Below are 16053 nucleotides of genomic sequence, written 5' to 3' on the forward strand. Positions count from 1 at the left end.
TCACACCTTTATGTTCATAATGAACCGCATCGTGGCGAAGCAGCCGAGCAGCGCCAGCAAACAGGCGGTCATAACGGCAAATCCGGCCGCATTGCCATACAAGGGGGCCATATAGTCCGGCGAACTGATCGCCAGCAGCGCCACGATCCCGACCGGCGCCAGGCCGAGCGCTTTCGATTCGAAACGCTTCTGCGCCACCATGACGGCAATTTCCTGCTGAATCTCGATTTTTTCGCCGATCAAATGGGCGCTTCTGCGGACGACTTCGACCAGATTGCCGCCGCTCCGCTTGCAAATGACGAACACGTCGGCAAAATTGGCGATATCCTCCACGCCGGATCGCCCACCGAAGTCGCGCAGCGCCGCTTCAATCGGTTCGCCGTTGTTCAACTTGCCGCGGATGCGTTCGAATTCGGCGATGATAAATGCGCCGCGCTCCGGATACAGCAGCTTCAAATCCGGTATTGCGTCGGTAAATGCGTTTTCTACGGAGCGGCCGGCGGACAAGGACGACGACAACGAAAATAACGATTGGCGAAATTGCATGACCAGTTCGGCCTTGCGCCCGGCAACAAGCGCAGCCGCCCGCATTCGGGGAAAGCGCAGCGCCAGCAGCGCGAACAGCAGCGCCATCCATACGCTGTTGTAAAACAAGTAGCCCGCCCCTGCCAAAACAATGCCGGCAGCCGCGACAAGCACGGCGTATTCGCGCCAGGTTAACGAATAAACGTCATAGCGGATCGGCGCTTGCATCTCGTACTCCCCCTTTTACAGCGAAACGGATTCGATCCGCACGCCCGCCATCGCCAGTTTCGTCCGACCGAGCAGCCGATTGCCCGTCGGCAGCAACGCCCCGCTTGCGCCCGCCTCGTCTTCTTGCCAGCGGTACAGCGGATGCAGCGCGATCTCCCCGCCCCGGATGCCGGCGATTTCGCTGATTTCCGTCACTTTCCGCGACTTGTCGCGCATGCGGCTGACGTGAATCATCAAATCGATCGCGCTCGCCATCTGGCTGCGGATTACCTCCACCGGCAACGGCACCGCTCCAAGCACCATCGTCTCCAGCCGGGACAGCATATCGCGCGTACTATTGCCGTGACCGCTGCTCAAAGAGCCGTCGTGGCCCGTATTCATCGCCTGCAGCATATCGAACGCTTCCCCGCCCCGCACTTCGCCCACGACGATCCGGTTCGGTCTCATTCGCAGCGAAGCACGGATGAGCTGGCGCATCGTAATTTCGCCTTTTCCTTCCGTATTCGCATTGCGCGTCTCAAGACTTGCCACGTTCGGAATGCCGACGATCTGCAGTTCTGCCGAATCTTCAATCGTTACGATGCGTTCGTCCGCCGGGATCGTCTGAGCCAGCGCGTTCAGCAGCGTTGTTTTGCCTGCGCCGGTGCCGCCGCCGATGAACAAGTTGTACTTGGCGTGCACAAGAGTCTGCAGCAAGGATGCCGCTTCTGCAGGCAGCGTCCCTTTGGCGATCAAATCTTGCATCGTCATCGGCCGCTCCGGAAACTTGCGGATCGTCATCGTGGCGCCGCGCAGCGATACGGGCGGAAGCACGACATGGACGCGTGAGCCATCCGGAAGCCGCGCGTCGACAATCGGCGAGCTTTCGTTGACGACCCGGTTGACTTTGGCCACGATTGTCTGGATCACGTCGTCCAGCTTTTCCGCGCTTTCGAATTGCACCCCGCTCGGTTTCGTCACCCCGCCGCGCTCGACAAAAATATCGCGATAGCCGTTGATCATAATTTCCGTCACCGCCGGATCGTCGAGCAGCGGCTGCAGTGCGTCGTATCCGCGATACGAGTGAAATACCCGGTCGACCAGACAAGTTTTTCGCGATGCGGTCAAATACACTCCCGTTTGTTCGTCCGATGCGAACGCCTGTTGCTCGATCAATTCGCGCAGCTCGGCATCGGAGTATATGCCGCCGGCATCCAGCTTCTCATCCACAACCGACTTTACTTGACGATAAATGGTTTCTCCCTCCGCCGGATTCATGTTCCCGCCTCCAGTTTCCGGCATACGACAAGGCGCAACGCTTCGGCAAATACCGGATCGCCTTGCAGCTGTTCAACGCGCTGCACCGATTTCCACGCCGGCATATAAGGCAAGAAACCGTCGATCGCAAGACCGATTGCCAGCGGGTCATGAACGGCCGATCCGGTATATTTGTTCATCACATAGCGCGTTCTTGCCATCCATTTCGCTTCCGGCTGCAAACGCGCGAAAAGAGCCATCTGCCGTTTTGTTTTCGTCCAGCATTGCAGTTCGTCGAGCAACAGCCAGATGACGGTGTCGCTTTGCTCCAGCGCCGCCATTGTCCGCGGATGTTGTCCGGACTCCAGATCGACGATCACGAAGCGATAGTGGCCGCTGCGCGCAATCGCCTCAAGCAGTCGCTCCGTATCCGCGGCCGATAGCTCATCCATCTCTTCCGCGTGAATGAGCGGCGGCACGTATTCGACTTTCGAGTCGTTGTCGATTCTCGTCGCTTCGAGCAACCTGTTCGGCGCGAGCTCCGCATTCGCCCTGACATGATAGAGCAGCCTGGCGAAGGCGATATCGTCCTCGGCCGCCGGAAACATGGGAGCCGAATTTAACCGTTCCAGGTTCAAATAAAACGTGCGTTTGCCTTGAAACGACAGCAGTTTGGCCAAATTGGCGGCTACCGTCGTTTTGCCTGCGCCTCCGGTTGCGGAATAGATCGCCACGATGTGGGTGAGAGGTTCGCCGCCGGTTGCAGCCGGCTGTCGCCCTCGGCCGTCGGCCTGCGACATTCCGATCGCCAGCAAGGCGGAAAACAGCTGCGAAAGCGGCTGATATTTGTCGAAACGGGGCGTGTCGGCCGGATTTGCCGAATATGCTGCCGATATCGATTCCCCGAAGCCAATGTCCCCGCTGCCGTCCTCAAGCCCGACGAACAGGGCGCCGCCTCCCACATCCGCCACTTGCTGCCGCAGCGAAACATCGGCCGCCACGAGATGGAACCGGCGCTCCGCCTCCCGGATCGCCGCCGCATAAGCTTCCGGGCTCGCATAAGCGCGCAGCCAAACGCGCTCTCGAAAAATCGAACCGCGCATATACGCAAACAATGCGTCCAGGTAGCTCCGGTCGTCGTCGATAAACACGATCGTTGTCTTCTCCATCGGTTCCTCCTTTCTTTTGCTTACGACAACAAGCCTGTCATGTGCAGCACTCCGCTTGCGATCAGCACGCACGCGACAACGGCAACAGCCGCCGCCATGCGCAAGCTTGCGTTCATAAACGCCACCTCCCATTTTGCAGCATGCAAAAAAAGCACGCGCCGTCCCGGACGTTATCGTCCGGAATCAGCGGTGCCTCCGCTTGTGATGATGGATTCAAGTAAGCAACATTATAACACCGATGGAAGTTTTTTCAACCCCTTTCCGGCTGTTTGGCTGCAATATTTTTCGACAGGCGGGTTTTCCACCAGCGCCTTGCTGATCGGTGAGCAGGATCGCCGCTACCGCTGCGCCACGCGGCCGGCAACAGCTTGTCCAGCAGCGGCTCCAACTGCTCCTGTAACGCAACATGCTGCCAGATGGAACCCGGTTTGCCTTGCCAACTTTCGGCGGCCATTTGCTCCGGCGGGATGACGGGCAGCAGAACGGACGGCTGCACGGGAAACAAGTCCAGCCATTCGCGGCGTTGACCGAACGGCGTTTCGCGATTGGCAACATAACGAACCGGCTTCCCTTCCGCCCGCAGCTTGTCGATCGCTTCCGCATTTCGCCTCGTCGAAGGCTTCGTCCATCGCGAGGGGAACGGATCGGCGACCACGATCAATTCATCCGCGGCCCGGCACAGCTCTGCGGCAAGCGGATCGCACCAGCAGTGCGACAAATCGGCCACAACAACCGGTTGCTGGGCAAGATGGAGCAGTTTGTAGGTCAACCCGTCGTTCCATTCCTCGCGCAGCGGGCGGTCGGGCGGAAGCGGCAGCCATTCCGTGCTGCCGTTCGTCCAGCGATTCCGGTACGGCGCCTGCTGCAGCGCCGCAGTCGCGGCGAACCGATACTGTTTTGGCGCGTATCGGTCGCCGTACAGCAAGTGGTAAAGCTCCGGCTCCGCCGTTGGAAACTCGAGCAGCGCGTGCGGCACGCTGCGGCGCCGAAGTGCTGCCGCAATTGCCAGTGCGCAGAACGTCGCGCCGGCGCCGGCATACAAGCCGCCTACCACGATCAACCGGCGCTCGGCGCTCGTTTTTCCCGGCCGCAGCTTGAGTGCCTCGTCCGACGCATCCTCCCCCGCCAGCGCCTGCTCCAGCAACTGCTTCGTTGCCGCAGCCGACTGCGGACGTTGCGACGGCAACGTCCGGGTGAGCCGGCGGATCGCCTGCACAAGCGCATCCGGCACTTCGGCGCGGTAGAGCGGCTGCGGCGCCGCTCCCGCTTCCAGCCTGCCGCCGCCGCTCAGCAAATAATGCAGCAGTGCGCCAAGCGCGAACAGATCGGTGCGGGCATCCGTTTGCCCGCCTTCGTACTGCTCGGGAGCGGCGAAACCTGCCGTGCCGAGCTGGAGCGTATCCGCGTCGCAATCGGATCGGTACGTTCGCGCGATGCCGAAGTCGATCAGCTTCACATTGCCCGAATCGCCCAGCATCACATTGGCAGGTTTCAAATCGCGGTAAATGATCGGCTGCGGCGACACGCCGTGCAAATAGCCGAACGCTTCGCACAGTTGAAGCGCGATCGAAACCGCCGCCGGCCAGGACATGGCGCCGTCTTCCTCAACAACTTGCTGCAGCGTCCGGCCGTCGACGTACTCCATCACGATGTAGCCGAATCCCCGCTCATCCGGCGGCACATAATCGACGATATGCGGCAAATTCGGGTGCGACAGCCGCATCAACAGTTCCGCCTCCGCTTGCAAACGCTGGGGGTGAATGCGATGCAGATCGCACTCCTTAACCGCCCACCGTTTGCCCGGCAGCTTCATGTCTTCGGCCGCATAAACCTGGCTCATCCCGCCGCTCCCGATGCGCGCCGTTACCCGATACCGGCCCGCCAAACAATCGCCCACGGCAATTCGCGAGCGCCATTCCATCGTAATCGTCCCTCCATCCCTCGTGGAATGATTCCGATTATAGGGGTGATGTCCATAAAAATCCATCGTTTTTTAGTTAATCATGTGAAATATTAGCGGTGCGATATAAAATGAGCAGTCCGGGAGTAATCCCCGCCTCTTTGCCTTGCAAAATAGGCCATGAAAAATGGCTTATTTGCTCAATTTCACCCACCGCACAAAAAATAGCCAGTGATTTCGCTGGCTATTGGGGCCGGATCGCCTCAAAATCGGACCTTTCACCGAAATAGCCAGTGATTTCACTGGCTATTTCAGCATCCCCCTCCATTTTCGCGCAAATAACCAATAAAACATGGCTTATTCACGCCCGCACCGTGTCGCCAAGCCCCGCAAGCAGCGCCAAACGGGTCAAATCGACATTGCCGCCGCTGACGACAAGCGCCGTTTGCCGCCCCGTCGTTTCGATCTTTCCGCCGAGCAACGCGGCAAGCGGCGCCGCGCCGGCGCCTTCGACGAGCAGCTTGGCCCGCTCCAGGTGAAGCCGCATCGCCTGCACGATCTCGTCGTCGGAAACCGTGACGATGTCGTCGACATACCTTTGCATCATCGCCCACGGCAGTTCGCCAGGGCTTTTGACGGCAAGGCCGTCGGCGATGGTGACCGGCGAGGCGATGGCGAGCCGGCGGCCGGTTTGCCACGACAAATACGCCGAGTTGGCCGATTCGGGTTGGACGCCAACGATCCGAACCGACGGATTCGCCGCTTTGGCCGCAAGCGCCACCCCCGCGATCAGCCCGCCGCCGCCAATCGGCACGACGATCGTATCGACATCCGGGCATTCGTCAACGATTTCGATGCCGATCGTGCCTTGGCCGGCGATCACCGCCGCATCGTCGAACGCATGGACGAACGTCGCTCCCCGCTCCTCCGCATATTGCCGCGCGTAAGCGTACGCTTCGTCATAGTTGGCGCCGGCCAGCACGACGGCTGCGCCGTAGTTTTCCGTCGCGTTCACTTTGGCGGCCGGCGCCGATTGCGGCATCACGACCGTTGCGGCAACGCCGTAATGCGCCGCCGCGCAGGCAACTCCTTGCGCATGATTGCCGGCGGAAGCCGTTACAATGCCATACGCCCGGTCGCTCTCCGCCAGAGACGCCACTTTGTTGAAAGCGCCGCGCAGCTTGAAAGCGCCCGTGCGCTGCAAATTTTCCAGCTTTAGCAGCGTCTTGCCGCCTGCCATTTCGCTGAACGTTTTGGAATGGACCAGCGGGGTATGATGAACGACGCCGCTCAGTCTCCGTTTGGCCTGGACAATCTCCTCGTAACGCACCGTGTAATCCCCATGCGAACCACCTCTTTCATCGAATTGGTGAAAATAAAAAAACTCCCGCCCCGTAAGGGACGAGAGATTCTCGCGATACCACCCTAGTTTCGACTGCTTGCCCGGTTTGCTTCAACCGGAGCCGCCGACAGCTCATACGCATACCAACATATGCGGTTCCCGGTAACGTGGGACATCCGGCAGCGCCTACTGAACAAACGTTCGGGCTGCGCCTCGGAGGCGATTTTCACGAAAGGCTGAACGCCGGCTTCACAGCAACCGCCGACTCTCTGGGAACAGCTTCTTTCCTTACTCTTCCTCTTCACAGGCTTTGACAATCATCATAACAGACGATCACACAACGGTCAACGGGGAAACGAAACGTACAGAAACGAAACGGCTATTCCGTCACTTTCGCCCACGGCCGGTCGCCGAACCAGTCGATCGTCACCGGCACCTGGAACGTATCGTAAATCGCGTCGTTCGTCAGCACATCCCGTTTGGGCCCGGCCGCCAAAATGCGCCCCTGGTTAATCAGCGCCACATGCGTAAACAGCGGCATGATTTCCTCGATGTGGTGCGTCACGTAAACGAGCGTCACGTTGCGGCGGCTCAGCTCGTTGATATTGGAGAGCAGCTTCTCCCGCTCGTACAAGTCGAGACCGGAGCAAGGCTCGTCCATGATCAGAATGGCCGGGTCGGACATCAGCGACCGGGCGAGCATCGCTTTCTTGCGTTCCCCTTGCGACAACGTGCCCAGCGGCTGGTCCTTCACATGCTGCAGCTGCACCGATTCGAGCATCGCTTCCGCTTTGGCGATCACCTCGGCCGGAATTTCCTCGTAGAAGCGCAGAAAGCCGAATTCCCCCGTCGCCACCACTTCCCAGACCGGATCGCTTAAATTGAGCTTTTCCATCAGCGACTGGCTGATGTACCCGATCCGCTTGCGCACCTCGCGCACATCACAGGTGCCGAATACGTTGCCAAGCACCGTCACTTTGCCGGAAGTCGGAAACTGGTAGCCGTTCATCATCTCAAGAATCGTCGTTTTGCCGGAGCCGTTTTTGCCGAGAATGACCCATTGTTCGCCAGGGCCGACTTGAAGATGGATGTTGGATAAAATGTCGCGGTTTTCTCTGCGGAAATGGATCTGTTCGAGCGTAATCATTTGGTCACCACTTATTCGTAAATTACCCCACAACGCGGAGTTTCTCTTCGGAGCATATTACTTTGCGGGAGCCCTGAGCCCCAACACGGAACCATCATTTCAGCCTGGTGCCGCCGGCAATCATGCCTACTGCCTTGGAAATGCGCGACTGTCTTGTTTCCGCTTTCTTCGCGCTTTCGATCCAATCGACATATTCCTTGCGATGGGAATACGACATGCGGGCGAACCGCTCCGCCGCTTCCCCGTTTGCTTCGAGCGCTTCGGCCAAATCGTCCGGCGTCTCGACGTCGCGCGGTCCGTCATCCCGCATAAGCGTTACGCTGACCGTTGCGCCGGCTGCGGCGCCAATCCGGTCGCGGATCGCCCGATTGACCACCATGAAGAACGAACCGTTCCCTTGCGGAAGCAGCGAACTGCGAAACGCGCAGCCGTTAATGTCGCCGCATACCGACACCCGGCCTTTGACGGCAAAAGCCGATTCGACGTCGAACGGAATGACAACATATGTCCATGCCCCTACCGCTTCCGGACGGACAAGCGTAACTTCAAAACGGTACGTCTCCATAAACGACTTCCCTCCGTTGCGCATCCTTCACAGCGGCCCGTTCCCGCCGGCTTCCGCCTTCAGCACCTGTTCGGGCATCGGCCCGTTATGGACGGTCATGCCTGACGGCCGGTAGGCGGCCAGCATGTCGAACATTTGCCTGCGCCCGGCCGGGCTTGACGTATGCAAATAAACGTCCTGCGCATGCAGGCGTTCATTCGCCATTCGATAAACGACGTCGGCGCCGTTCGGCTGTCCCCAGCCGAGATCGAAATCCAGCGACAAAATGCGGATGCCGCCTTCCCGCAGCAGCGCCAAGCACTCCTCTGCGTTTCGCGCCAGCACGAACCCTTTTGGACACGGACGGTAGTCGTCCAGGTACACGTTCACGTTTCTCCCCATCCCTTGGCGGTGCGCCAGCCGCCGCGCTACAGCCGCTGCCGGAGCCATTCGATTTCGTTCTTGTTCGTGCCGTCATGGCCGGCCGGCGTTTCCAGAATCCACGGCTGCCGCCGCAGCGGCGCCGCACGCAGCAGCGAAAGCAGCCGCTGCTCGCCGATATGGCCTTGCCCGAGCGTCGCATGGCGGTCTCGGCCCGACCCGGAAGCATAACGCGAGTCGTTGACGTGAACGACCTGCAGCGCCTCCCAATAGCCCAGCGCTTCCCCCTTGGCCAGCAGATCGGCGTCGTTGTCGCCGGTCCACAAGCCGCTGGCGAACGCATGGCATGTATCGAAGCAAAATCCGATTCGTTCGGGTTTTTCGCTTAACCGCCGAATATGAACCAGTTCCTCCAGCGTCGTCCCCATCGAGGAGCCTTCGCCGGCCTGGTTCTCGATCAGCAGCAGCGCTCGGCCGTCGTAACCCGCAAGCGCTTCATTTACACATTGTATAATATTTCGATAGCCTTGTAACGGGTCTACTTGTTTCGATTTGCCGAAATGTACGACAACCCCAAGCGAGCCGCAGGCATCGGCAATTGCCAGATCGTTGCGCAACGACAGTACCGTCGCCTGCCGTAGCGGTTCGTCGTCCGCTGCCAGGTTCGTCGGATAAGGGGTATGCGCCACCGACACGACGCCCCGTTCGCGACAGAACGCCGCGCAAGCTTCGGCATCGCGGGCGTCGAACGTCTTGATGGCCAAGCTCTGCGGATTTTTCGGAAAATATTGATAAGCGCGCAGCCGCATGTAAAAAGCGCTCTTGGCAGCCGCCGCATAGCCGCCGCGAATGCTGAGGTGACAGCCGATGGCCGCGTCGCTCATATGCCGTCACCGCTCTGGCAAGCGGTGCAGCAAAACGATTTGCGCGATCCGACGTCCCGCCGCACGATCGCAGCGCCGCACCGGACGCACGGCTCGCCGGCACGGTCGTACACGCGGCAGCGCGCATCGAAGCCGCCGGTTGTCGTATCGCCTGCAAACAGCGGAACGTCCATATAGCCGCCAGCCGCCGTCGCTTCGGTCAACACCGCCCCGATCGCGCGATACAGCCGGGCGACCTCGGCGGACTGAAGCGAATCGCAGCTTCGCGACGGTTGCAAACCTGCCGCGAAACAGATTTCGTCGCTGTAGCAGTTGCCGATTCCCGCAACAACGGCTTGATCGACGAGCAACGCCTTCAGCGCAACCTGCCGCCCCTGCAGCAGCCGATGCAGCGCCGTTTCCGTAAATTCGGCCGAAAGCGGCTCCGGACCGAGCTTGCGCAGTACCGCTTCCGCTTGTTCGGCGCTCAGCAGATGCAAATAGCCGAGCCGCAATCCGACCCAGTACAACCTTTCCGCGCCAAAAGCGATTTCCACTTGCACCGTTCGCTGTGGGCGTTCCGCCTCTGTCCCCCACACCATCAAACCGCCGAGCATTAAATGCAGCAGCAGGATGCGCTCTTCGTCAATGAGGAACAGCAGCATTTTGCCCCGGCGGTCGATTGTGCGGACCGTTGCCCCGACCAATTGCCTGCGAAACGCTTCCGGTGCGACGTTGATCGATTTTTCGCGATTCACTTGCAAGTCCGTAATGGCGCGGCTGTCGAGAAGTCGGCCAAGCAAACGGCGATACGATTCCATTTCCGGCAATTCGGGCATGCTCCCACCTTCCTTTCGGCAACATTGCCAGTAGCTTCTGCCGGACGGAATCGTTTTAGTCGCTGCGGGCAACGGATGCCGGCACTGCGGCGCGCCGTTCATAGACGAAAGAAACGACGCCGGCGATCACAATCGCCGTGCCGACCGCTTGGAGCACGCTCATCCGCTCATCCAGCAGGATGCTCGACAAGATGGCGGTGAAGATCGGATTAAAATTGAGGAAAATGCCGGACAAGGTGCCGCCGACTTGTTTGACGCCGATGTTCCACATCACCATGGCAATTACTGTGCCGCCGATGGCAATGTACAGCGCGCCGAACCAGAAGGACGGCAGTGCCGACAAGGGCGACGGGAATACGACGAGCGCCGGAATCAGCATCGCCGATCCGAAGAAACCGGCCCACATCGTGGCCGCAATCGGTGTAACGACGCGCATGGTCCGGGCGCCGATCACCGAGTAAAACCCCCACGTGAGCACGGAGGCCAACATAAACAGATCGCCTGCGTTAAACTTCAGTTCGAGCAGATTGCCCAGCTTGCCGTCGGAAATGACAACGGCTACGCCGGCCAATGAAACGAGCATGGCCGCCACTTTGCGCAGCGACAGCTTATCGCGATTCACGAAAAACGCCACCAGCGCAATTGCCACCGGGTTCAGCGCCGACAGCAGACCGACGTTGTTGGCCGAAGTCCGCTCCAGCGCCAGAAACATAAGTACGTTGTACAGCACAACACCCGTCAGCCCCATGCCGATCAGCGGCCAGACGGCTTGTTTGGGCGGCAGCAGCCTCGGTTCGGTCAGCTTCACGAGCGGCAGCAGCACGAGCGATGCGATGCCGTAGCGCAGCTCCGTCAACATCATGGGTGTCGCATGGTGAGCCGTATATTTGCCGGCGATGAAGTTGCCCGCCCACAGCAGGCTCGTCAGCAGCAGCAGACCGTAGCGGCGAAAAAAAATAACCAACCGCCATCCTTCTCTCTAAAAAAATGATTGCACCGCCGCAGGCGCGGAAGCGACTCTCGTCGACCGTTTGCGCGGAGCCGCGCCGGACGGGTCGGCTTCCGCCGCCTCGCACTTGCGGCGCAGCCGCTCCATACGCCGGCGCAGCTGTTCGCTGAGCGAATCGCCCGTCGGCTTCCGCCGCTGCATCGATTCGCGCTTCAGCGCAAGCCGCAGCGCCTCCTCCGCATAATGCAGCGCCGTCCGCGGGTCGCGCAGCCGGTGCTCGTAAAGCACAGCCAGCTCGATGCACGCATCGGGCTCGGCGAACGGTTTGGCGCGCTCCTGCTCCGCCGCCTCGCGCCACAATGCGGCGGCTTGCACCGCATTGCCTTTGCGCTTGTAGTATGCGGCCAGCGCCGCCGCGGCGAAACCGCGCTCGGCGAGCGGCCGCCCGCACAGCAGCGCCAGCGTTAGCTCCGCTTGTGCCGATTGCCCCATCTTCTCCAGCCACATGCCGAGGCGGAGCAATTGCGCGGCGTCCAGTTCGTCCAGCAGCAGCCTGCCGCGAAGCGCCAGCGCGATATGAATGGCAAGAGTGGCCAATGACATGACGTCCCGCTCGTTATGAACGAATACGCCGTGCAGCACCGCCGCGTCGCCATCCGCCAGATAGCGGAAATACAGCGTCGGCGCGAGCGCCCCGGACACATCGTCCTCGCGCGCGAAACCGAGCCGTTCCGCCTCGACGGTGGCGAGCCGGCACGACGGCATGGTGCCTTTCCACAGCGAGCGCGACGCGTACAGGAGGTCGAGATGGCGCCATGTCTCCCGCTCCGGCTCCAGCCGGCACAGCACGAAACGGCCGCGCAGAATCGGCCAGTCGAACGTCCGGCCGTTGTACGTCACCAAATACCGAAACCGGGCGAACCGTTCGTTCAAATAGGCAAGCATGGCCGCCTCTTCGCCGGGATCGCGGATCATCAGCTGTTCGACGACAAATTCATCCCGCTCATAGTAGCCGAATCCGAGCATGAACGGCACATTGCCGGCGCCAACGCCGAGCCCTGTCGTCTCCGAATCGAAAAATAGCAGCCTTTCCAGACTGACGCCATCCTCTTCGTCCTCACCCGCCTCCGGCTGGGGATGAAACGCGTCAAGCGCGCCAACGAGCGGAGCCAATTCGCCGAACTCGTACAATCCGTGCCGATGCTGCAGTGGAAACCGGCGTTGGCGCCGAACGAACGGCCCGTAAACGCCTTCGACTTGTTCGGCTTCGATCACATCCCAGCCATTGCCTGACAGCCATTGCGGCGACGCCGCTTCGGCACGGCGACGACTCGCGGTGTCCGGAGAATCGGGCGAAATCGGCCGTTTACCAGGCGCGGCATCCGTCCGGGGCGCAGTTGCGCCGGACCCTGCAATGGCGCTGCGGTGCCGGTTCAGCCGTTCCAGCAGCGAGCTCATCGCGCCTCCTCCCCGTCCGGGACGAACGCCGACAGCCGCGCCGCGCCGCGGTCGGCCGCAGCGGTCTCGCGCAGCAGCGCAAGCGCCAGCTCCTTGCCGAGCAAGCCGACCTCTTCGATCGGCCCGACGCAGGCCGGGCAGCCGCTCTGGCAGTTGCAGCCGGCGATCAGCTGCTCCGCCTGCGCCAGAAGCTCGCCGTGCACGTCGTACAGCCGTTCGCTCAGCCCGACGCCGCCGGGGTATCGGTCGTAGAAATAAACGGTCGGCCGCCCGTTGTGCAGCGCCTTCACTTGCGGTACTACACGAATATCGAGCGGATCGCACATCAAGTACAGCGGCGCAATATGCACAAGCACATTGGCAATGCCGAGCAAGGCGAACTGCATGTCGTTCGCGCTGCGCGAAGAGGTCGGTTCTTCCCCGAACGAAAACCAATACGAGCTCGTATGCAGCTCCTCCTCCGGCAGCCGGATCGGACCTGCTCCGATGTTCTCGTGCGTGCGCAAACGAATCTTTTTGAATATGGTTGCTTGGGCGTTGACCGTCACTTCGCCGAACTGGCGCACCAAACCGCCTTCTTCCGCTTCGCGGTGAACGTGCAGCACCTTGAGCTGCACCGCCAGATTGGCGTCGGTGAAGTAATCGACGTCAACTTGCCGAACGTACGCCTTCTTCTCTTCGTAATCGAGCTTCTCCACTTGAAATTGCACGCCTTCGTGGATGTAGATCGCTTCTTCGTGAATCAGCGTCGGCGCGCTGAACCGATCGACTTCGCCGATGACACGGCTGCCGTTCGACAGATCGATGATAATGAAATTTTCCTGTGCTGCGGAACGCAGCGAAATGTCCTGCGCCGGAAACGATTGCGCCATCCAATGATACCGATCGCCCGCCCGATGCACAATCTGCTCCACGGCCAGAAACTCCAGAATGTCGCCGAGCGATTCGTCCCCGAACGTCTCGTCCCGATCGAAGGGAAGTTCGTAAGAAGCGCACTTGATATGATCGACGAGTATGATGAGATTATCCGGATGAATCAGCGCCCGCTCCGGCGGCCTCTCGAAAAAATACCGCGGATTCTGGATAATATATTGATCGAGCGGATTGCTGCTGGCCACCATGAACGTAATGGAGCTCTCCTGCCGCCTTCCCGCCCGTCCCGATTGCTGCCAGGTGCTGGCGATGGTGCCGGGGTAGCCGTTCAGCACGCACGCTTGCAGCTGACCGATGTCGATGCCGAGCTCGAGCGCGTTCGTACTGACGACGCCGCGAATGTCTCCGCTGCGCAGGCCTCGTTCGATTTCGCGCCGCTGCATGGGCAAATAGCCGCCGCGGTAGCCCCGGATCGACTTGCTGCCGAGTTCGTGGCGCACAAGCTCCTGCAAGTACGTCAGCAGCAGCTCCACCCTAACCCGGCTCCGAGCGAACACGATCGTCTGAATGCCGCTCCTCAGCAGCAAGCCGGCGATTTTGCGCGTTTCCAGGACGCTGCTTTTGCGGATGCCAAGCTGTTTGTTGACAACCGGCGGGTTGTAGAAAACGAAGTGCTTTTCGCCCGCCGGCGAACCGTTGTTGTCGACAAGCTCCACTGGTTCGCCAATCAGCCGCTCCGCGTGCTCGCGCGGATTTTCGATCGTTGCCGAAGCGCAGATGAACTGCGGCTTCGAGCCGTAGAACCGGCAAATCCGCTTCAACCTGCGGATGACGTTGGCGACGTGGCTGCCGAACACGCCGCGGTAAGCGTGCACTTCGTCGATGACGATATAACGAATATTCTCGAATAATTTGACCCATTTCGTATGGTGCGGCAAAATAGCAGCATGCAGCATATCGGGGTTGGTGACGACGATATGGCCGGCGTTGCGAATGGCCGTGCGGACGGAAGGCGGCGTATCGCCGTCGTATGTATGCGTCTTGATGTCCGCTTCCATGAGGTTCGCCAGCTCTTGCAGCTCGGCAACCTGGTCCTGGGCAAGCGCCTTCGTCGGGAACAGGTACAGCGCCCGCGCGCTGTCATCGCTCAGGATGCGCTGCAGCACGGGCAAGTTGTAGCACAGCGTCTTGCCAGAAGCCGTCGGCGTCACTGTCACGACGTGCCTGCCCGCATCCGCGGCGGCGAACGCTTCCGCCTGATGGGCGTACAGACGGTCGATGCCTTTGCCGCGCAGCGCATCGCGGATGCCCGGGTGCAGCGTCACCGGGAAAGGCGCATACTTCGCCTCTCTCGGCGGAATCGTATGCCAATGGCTCACTTGATCCATAATCGATTTCGTTTCGCGAATAAGGCCGATCATCTCGTTGATGGAAGACACCGTGCCGGTCAACCGGTTCATGAAGCTGCCTCCTCGTCCAGAGGGCGCCCGCCAAGCGGCGCCGTTGCTAAGTCCATTGTACAGAATATACGTTCGTATGACAACCGTTTTGACGCCGGCCGCCTCCCGTCGCCTGCCGGCCGCTGATTCGCCGGTTTGTCCCGGCGGTAAGTCCGATATGCGGGCGTTTGCCCGCCTGCCAGCCCAACATTTCGTTATCATCAAGGAGGAGTATTCATCATGCCAACCAGTCAACCAACCAGCGTGGCCAAAGCCGCGGAAACCGTCAATCACCGTACGGCCGACTTCGATATTGCCGCCCTGTTTCTGAACCGCTGGTCCCCCCGTGCCTTCTCCGGACAGGAAGTGTCCGAGGAACTGCTGATGAGCGTGCTGGAAGCGGCCCGCTGGGCTCCATCCGGCAGCAACGAGCAGCCGTGGCGGTTCATCGTTGCGCGTACGCCGGAACAACGGGAACGGTTCCACTCGTTTATCAATGAATTCAACCTGGCCTGGTGCCATAAAGCGCCGGTGCTTATTGTCGTCGGCTCCGAAAAGATGTCCTCGACCGGCAAGCCGAGCCCGTCGCACGCGTTCGATGCCGGCACGGCATGGGGCTACCTGGCGCTGCAAGCGATGATCAACGGGCTTGTTTCACACGCCATGGGCGGTTTCGACAAAACCAAAGCGCGCGAAACGCTTCGCGTGCCGGACAGCATCGAGCTTCATGCGGTCGTGGCGCTCGGCTATCAAGGCGATCGCGACGAGCTGCCGGAACGCTACCGGGAGCGCGAGCAGCCGAACAGTCGCAAACCGCTCCAGGAGACGATCGTAATGGGAAGTTTTCCCGTTAATTCCTGACATACCGAGGGGTTGTTTTCCTGTTCTTCCACCAACATTTGTGGTACAATGAAATAGTGCTTTCGACCTATAATGAAGGTGGCAGTTTATGAGCTTGTTATCGGTGTGCGTGATCGTACTTGCCGCGGTTTTGCTGGCTGTGCTCGTTTCGTATACGCCCTGGGCGCAGCAGCGGCTGAGATGGCTGACCAACCTGTATTTTTACGTGATCGTCGGGTTGGCGTTCGGCCTTTTGCTTGCCACCGTCTGTTACGAATTCGGCGATAAACTGGCAGGGAAGCTGTGACGTCGTTGGCGGC

At 60.3% G+C, this 16053-nt stretch carries 15 protein-coding genes and 1 other annotated feature; of the genes, 2 read left to right on the forward strand and 13 right to left on the reverse strand.

Annotated features, from left to right (window positions below; all coding sequences use genetic code 11):
* The 13 genes from EXY20_RS11495 to EXY20_RS11555 form a co-directional block, all read right to left on the reverse strand.
* Window positions 1–753: a type II secretion system F family protein gene (locus EXY20_RS11495; RefSeq protein ID WP_135551006.1), complete on the reverse strand. Its 753-nt coding sequence runs from the start codon at window positions 751–753 to the stop codon at window positions 1–3.
* Between the two features lie 15 nt (window positions 754–768).
* Window positions 769–2010 carry a CpaF family protein gene (locus EXY20_RS11500; RefSeq protein ID WP_135551008.1) on the reverse strand — a complete coding sequence of 414 codons (1242 nt, stop codon included), beginning with the start codon at window positions 2008–2010 and terminating at the stop codon, window positions 769–771.
* Entirely contained in the window at window positions 2007–3158 is a 1152-nt protein-coding gene (locus tag EXY20_RS11505; RefSeq protein WP_167859173.1) for a nucleotide-binding protein, read from the reverse strand. Before EXY20_RS11505 ends, EXY20_RS11500 begins: the two co-directional genes overlap by 4 nt.
* Before the next feature lie 250 nt (window positions 3159–3408).
* Entirely contained in the window at window positions 3409–5079 is a 1671-nt protein-coding gene (locus EXY20_RS11510; RefSeq protein WP_167859174.1) for a protein kinase domain-containing protein, read from the reverse strand.
* 340 nt (window positions 5080–5419) lie between these two features.
* Window positions 5420–6388, reverse strand: a complete 969-nt coding sequence (ilvA, locus tag EXY20_RS11515) for a threonine ammonia-lyase (protein WP_135551014.1) — start codon at window positions 6386–6388, stop codon at window positions 5420–5422.
* A 64-nt stretch (window positions 6389–6452) separates the two neighbouring features.
* Window positions 6453–6714, reverse strand: a binding site (T-box leader).
* A 65-nt stretch (window positions 6715–6779) separates the two neighbouring features.
* Window positions 6780–7547, reverse strand: a complete 768-nt coding sequence (locus tag EXY20_RS11520) for an ABC transporter ATP-binding protein (protein WP_135551016.1) — start codon at window positions 7545–7547, stop codon at window positions 6780–6782.
* Window positions 7548–7641: 94 nt separating this feature from the next.
* Window positions 7642–8112 (reverse strand): YdeI/OmpD-associated family protein, encoded by a 471-nt coding sequence (locus EXY20_RS11525; RefSeq protein ID WP_167859175.1) that lies wholly within the window; start codon window positions 8110–8112, stop codon window positions 7642–7644.
* Between the two features lie 27 nt (window positions 8113–8139).
* Window positions 8140–8481, reverse strand: a complete 342-nt coding sequence (locus EXY20_RS11530) for a cyclic-phosphate processing receiver domain-containing protein (RefSeq protein ID WP_207671257.1) — start codon at window positions 8479–8481, stop codon at window positions 8140–8142.
* 38 nt (window positions 8482–8519) lie between these two features.
* Window positions 8520–9356, reverse strand: a complete 837-nt coding sequence (locus tag EXY20_RS11535; protein ID WP_135551020.1) for a deoxyribonuclease IV — start codon at window positions 9354–9356, stop codon at window positions 8520–8522.
* Complete coding sequence (mutM, locus tag EXY20_RS11540) at window positions 9353–10174, reverse strand: bifunctional DNA-formamidopyrimidine glycosylase/DNA-(apurinic or apyrimidinic site) lyase (RefSeq protein WP_135551022.1); 822 nt, start codon at window positions 10172–10174, stop codon at window positions 9353–9355. Before mutM ends, EXY20_RS11535 begins: the two co-directional genes overlap by 4 nt.
* Before the next feature lie 55 nt (window positions 10175–10229).
* Window positions 10230–11138 (reverse strand): DMT family transporter, encoded by a 909-nt coding sequence (locus EXY20_RS11545; protein ID WP_135551024.1) that lies wholly within the window; start codon window positions 11136–11138, stop codon window positions 10230–10232.
* A 15-nt stretch (window positions 11139–11153) separates the two neighbouring features.
* Complete coding sequence (locus EXY20_RS11550; RefSeq protein WP_135551026.1) at window positions 11154–12581, reverse strand: ribonuclease H-like domain-containing protein; 1428 nt, start codon at window positions 12579–12581, stop codon at window positions 11154–11156.
* A complete protein-coding gene (locus EXY20_RS11555) occupies window positions 12578–14914 on the reverse strand; it encodes a DEAD/DEAH box helicase (protein ID WP_135551028.1) in 2337 nt (778 codons plus the stop codon). The genes EXY20_RS11550 and EXY20_RS11555 overlap by 4 nt, the downstream gene beginning before the upstream one ends.
* Before the next feature lie 219 nt (window positions 14915–15133).
* Here EXY20_RS11555 and EXY20_RS11560 point away from each other — a divergent pair, with 219 nt between their 5' ends.
* The gene (locus EXY20_RS11560) at window positions 15134–15754 is read left to right on the forward strand and encodes a nitroreductase family protein (RefSeq protein ID WP_135551030.1); all 621 of its coding nucleotides are present in this window, start codon (window positions 15134–15136) and stop codon (window positions 15752–15754) included.
* A gap of 88 nt (window positions 15755–15842) precedes the next feature.
* The gene (locus EXY20_RS11565; protein ID WP_135551032.1) at window positions 15843–16040 is read left to right on the forward strand and encodes a hypothetical protein; all 198 of its coding nucleotides are present in this window, start codon (window positions 15843–15845) and stop codon (window positions 16038–16040) included.
* Window positions 16041–16053 lie beyond the last annotated feature (13 nt).

This window comes from Paenibacillus cymbidii (assembly GCF_004764705.1).
GTDB classification, from domain to species: Bacteria; Bacillota; Bacilli; order Paenibacillales; family NBRC-103111; genus Paenibacillus_AN; species Paenibacillus_AN cymbidii.

Excerpts from the sequence above, each read along its gene's own strand:
- EXY20_RS11520 (WP_135551016.1), bottom strand. The coding sequence starts at position 7,547 with ATGATTACGCTCGAACAGATCCATTTCCGCAGAGAAAACCGCGACATT.
- mutM (WP_135551022.1), bottom strand. The coding sequence starts at position 10,174 with ATGCCCGAATTGCCGGAAATGGAATCGTATCGCCGTTTGCTTGGCCGA.
- EXY20_RS11525 (WP_167859175.1), bottom strand. The coding sequence starts at position 8,112 with ATGGAGACGTACCGTTTTGAAGTTACGCTTGTCCGTCCGGAAGCGGTA.
- EXY20_RS11550 (WP_135551026.1), bottom strand. The coding sequence starts at position 12,581 with ATGAGCTCGCTGCTGGAACGGCTGAACCGGCACCGCAGCGCCATTGCA.
- EXY20_RS11535 (WP_135551020.1), bottom strand. The coding sequence starts at position 9,356 with ATGAGCGACGCGGCCATCGGCTGTCACCTCAGCATTCGCGGCGGCTAT.
- EXY20_RS11560 (WP_135551030.1), top strand. The coding sequence starts at position 15,134 with ATGCCAACCAGTCAACCAACCAGCGTGGCCAAAGCCGCGGAAACCGTC.
- EXY20_RS11505 (WP_167859173.1), bottom strand. The coding sequence starts at position 3,158 with ATGGAGAAGACAACGATCGTGTTTATCGACGACGACCGGAGCTACCTG.
- EXY20_RS11500 (WP_135551008.1), bottom strand. The coding sequence starts at position 2,010 with ATGAATCCGGCGGAGGGAGAAACCATTTATCGTCAAGTAAAGTCGGTT.
- EXY20_RS11565 (WP_135551032.1), top strand. The coding sequence starts at position 15,843 with ATGAGCTTGTTATCGGTGTGCGTGATCGTACTTGCCGCGGTTTTGCTG.
- EXY20_RS11555 (WP_135551028.1), bottom strand. The coding sequence starts at position 14,914 with ATGAACCGGTTGACCGGCACGGTGTCTTCCATCAACGAGATGATCGGC.
- EXY20_RS11510 (WP_167859174.1), bottom strand. The coding sequence starts at position 5,079 with ATGGAATGGCGCTCGCGAATTGCCGTGGGCGATTGTTTGGCGGGCCGG.
- EXY20_RS11495 (WP_135551006.1), bottom strand. The coding sequence starts at position 753 with ATGCAAGCGCCGATCCGCTATGACGTTTATTCGTTAACCTGGCGCGAA.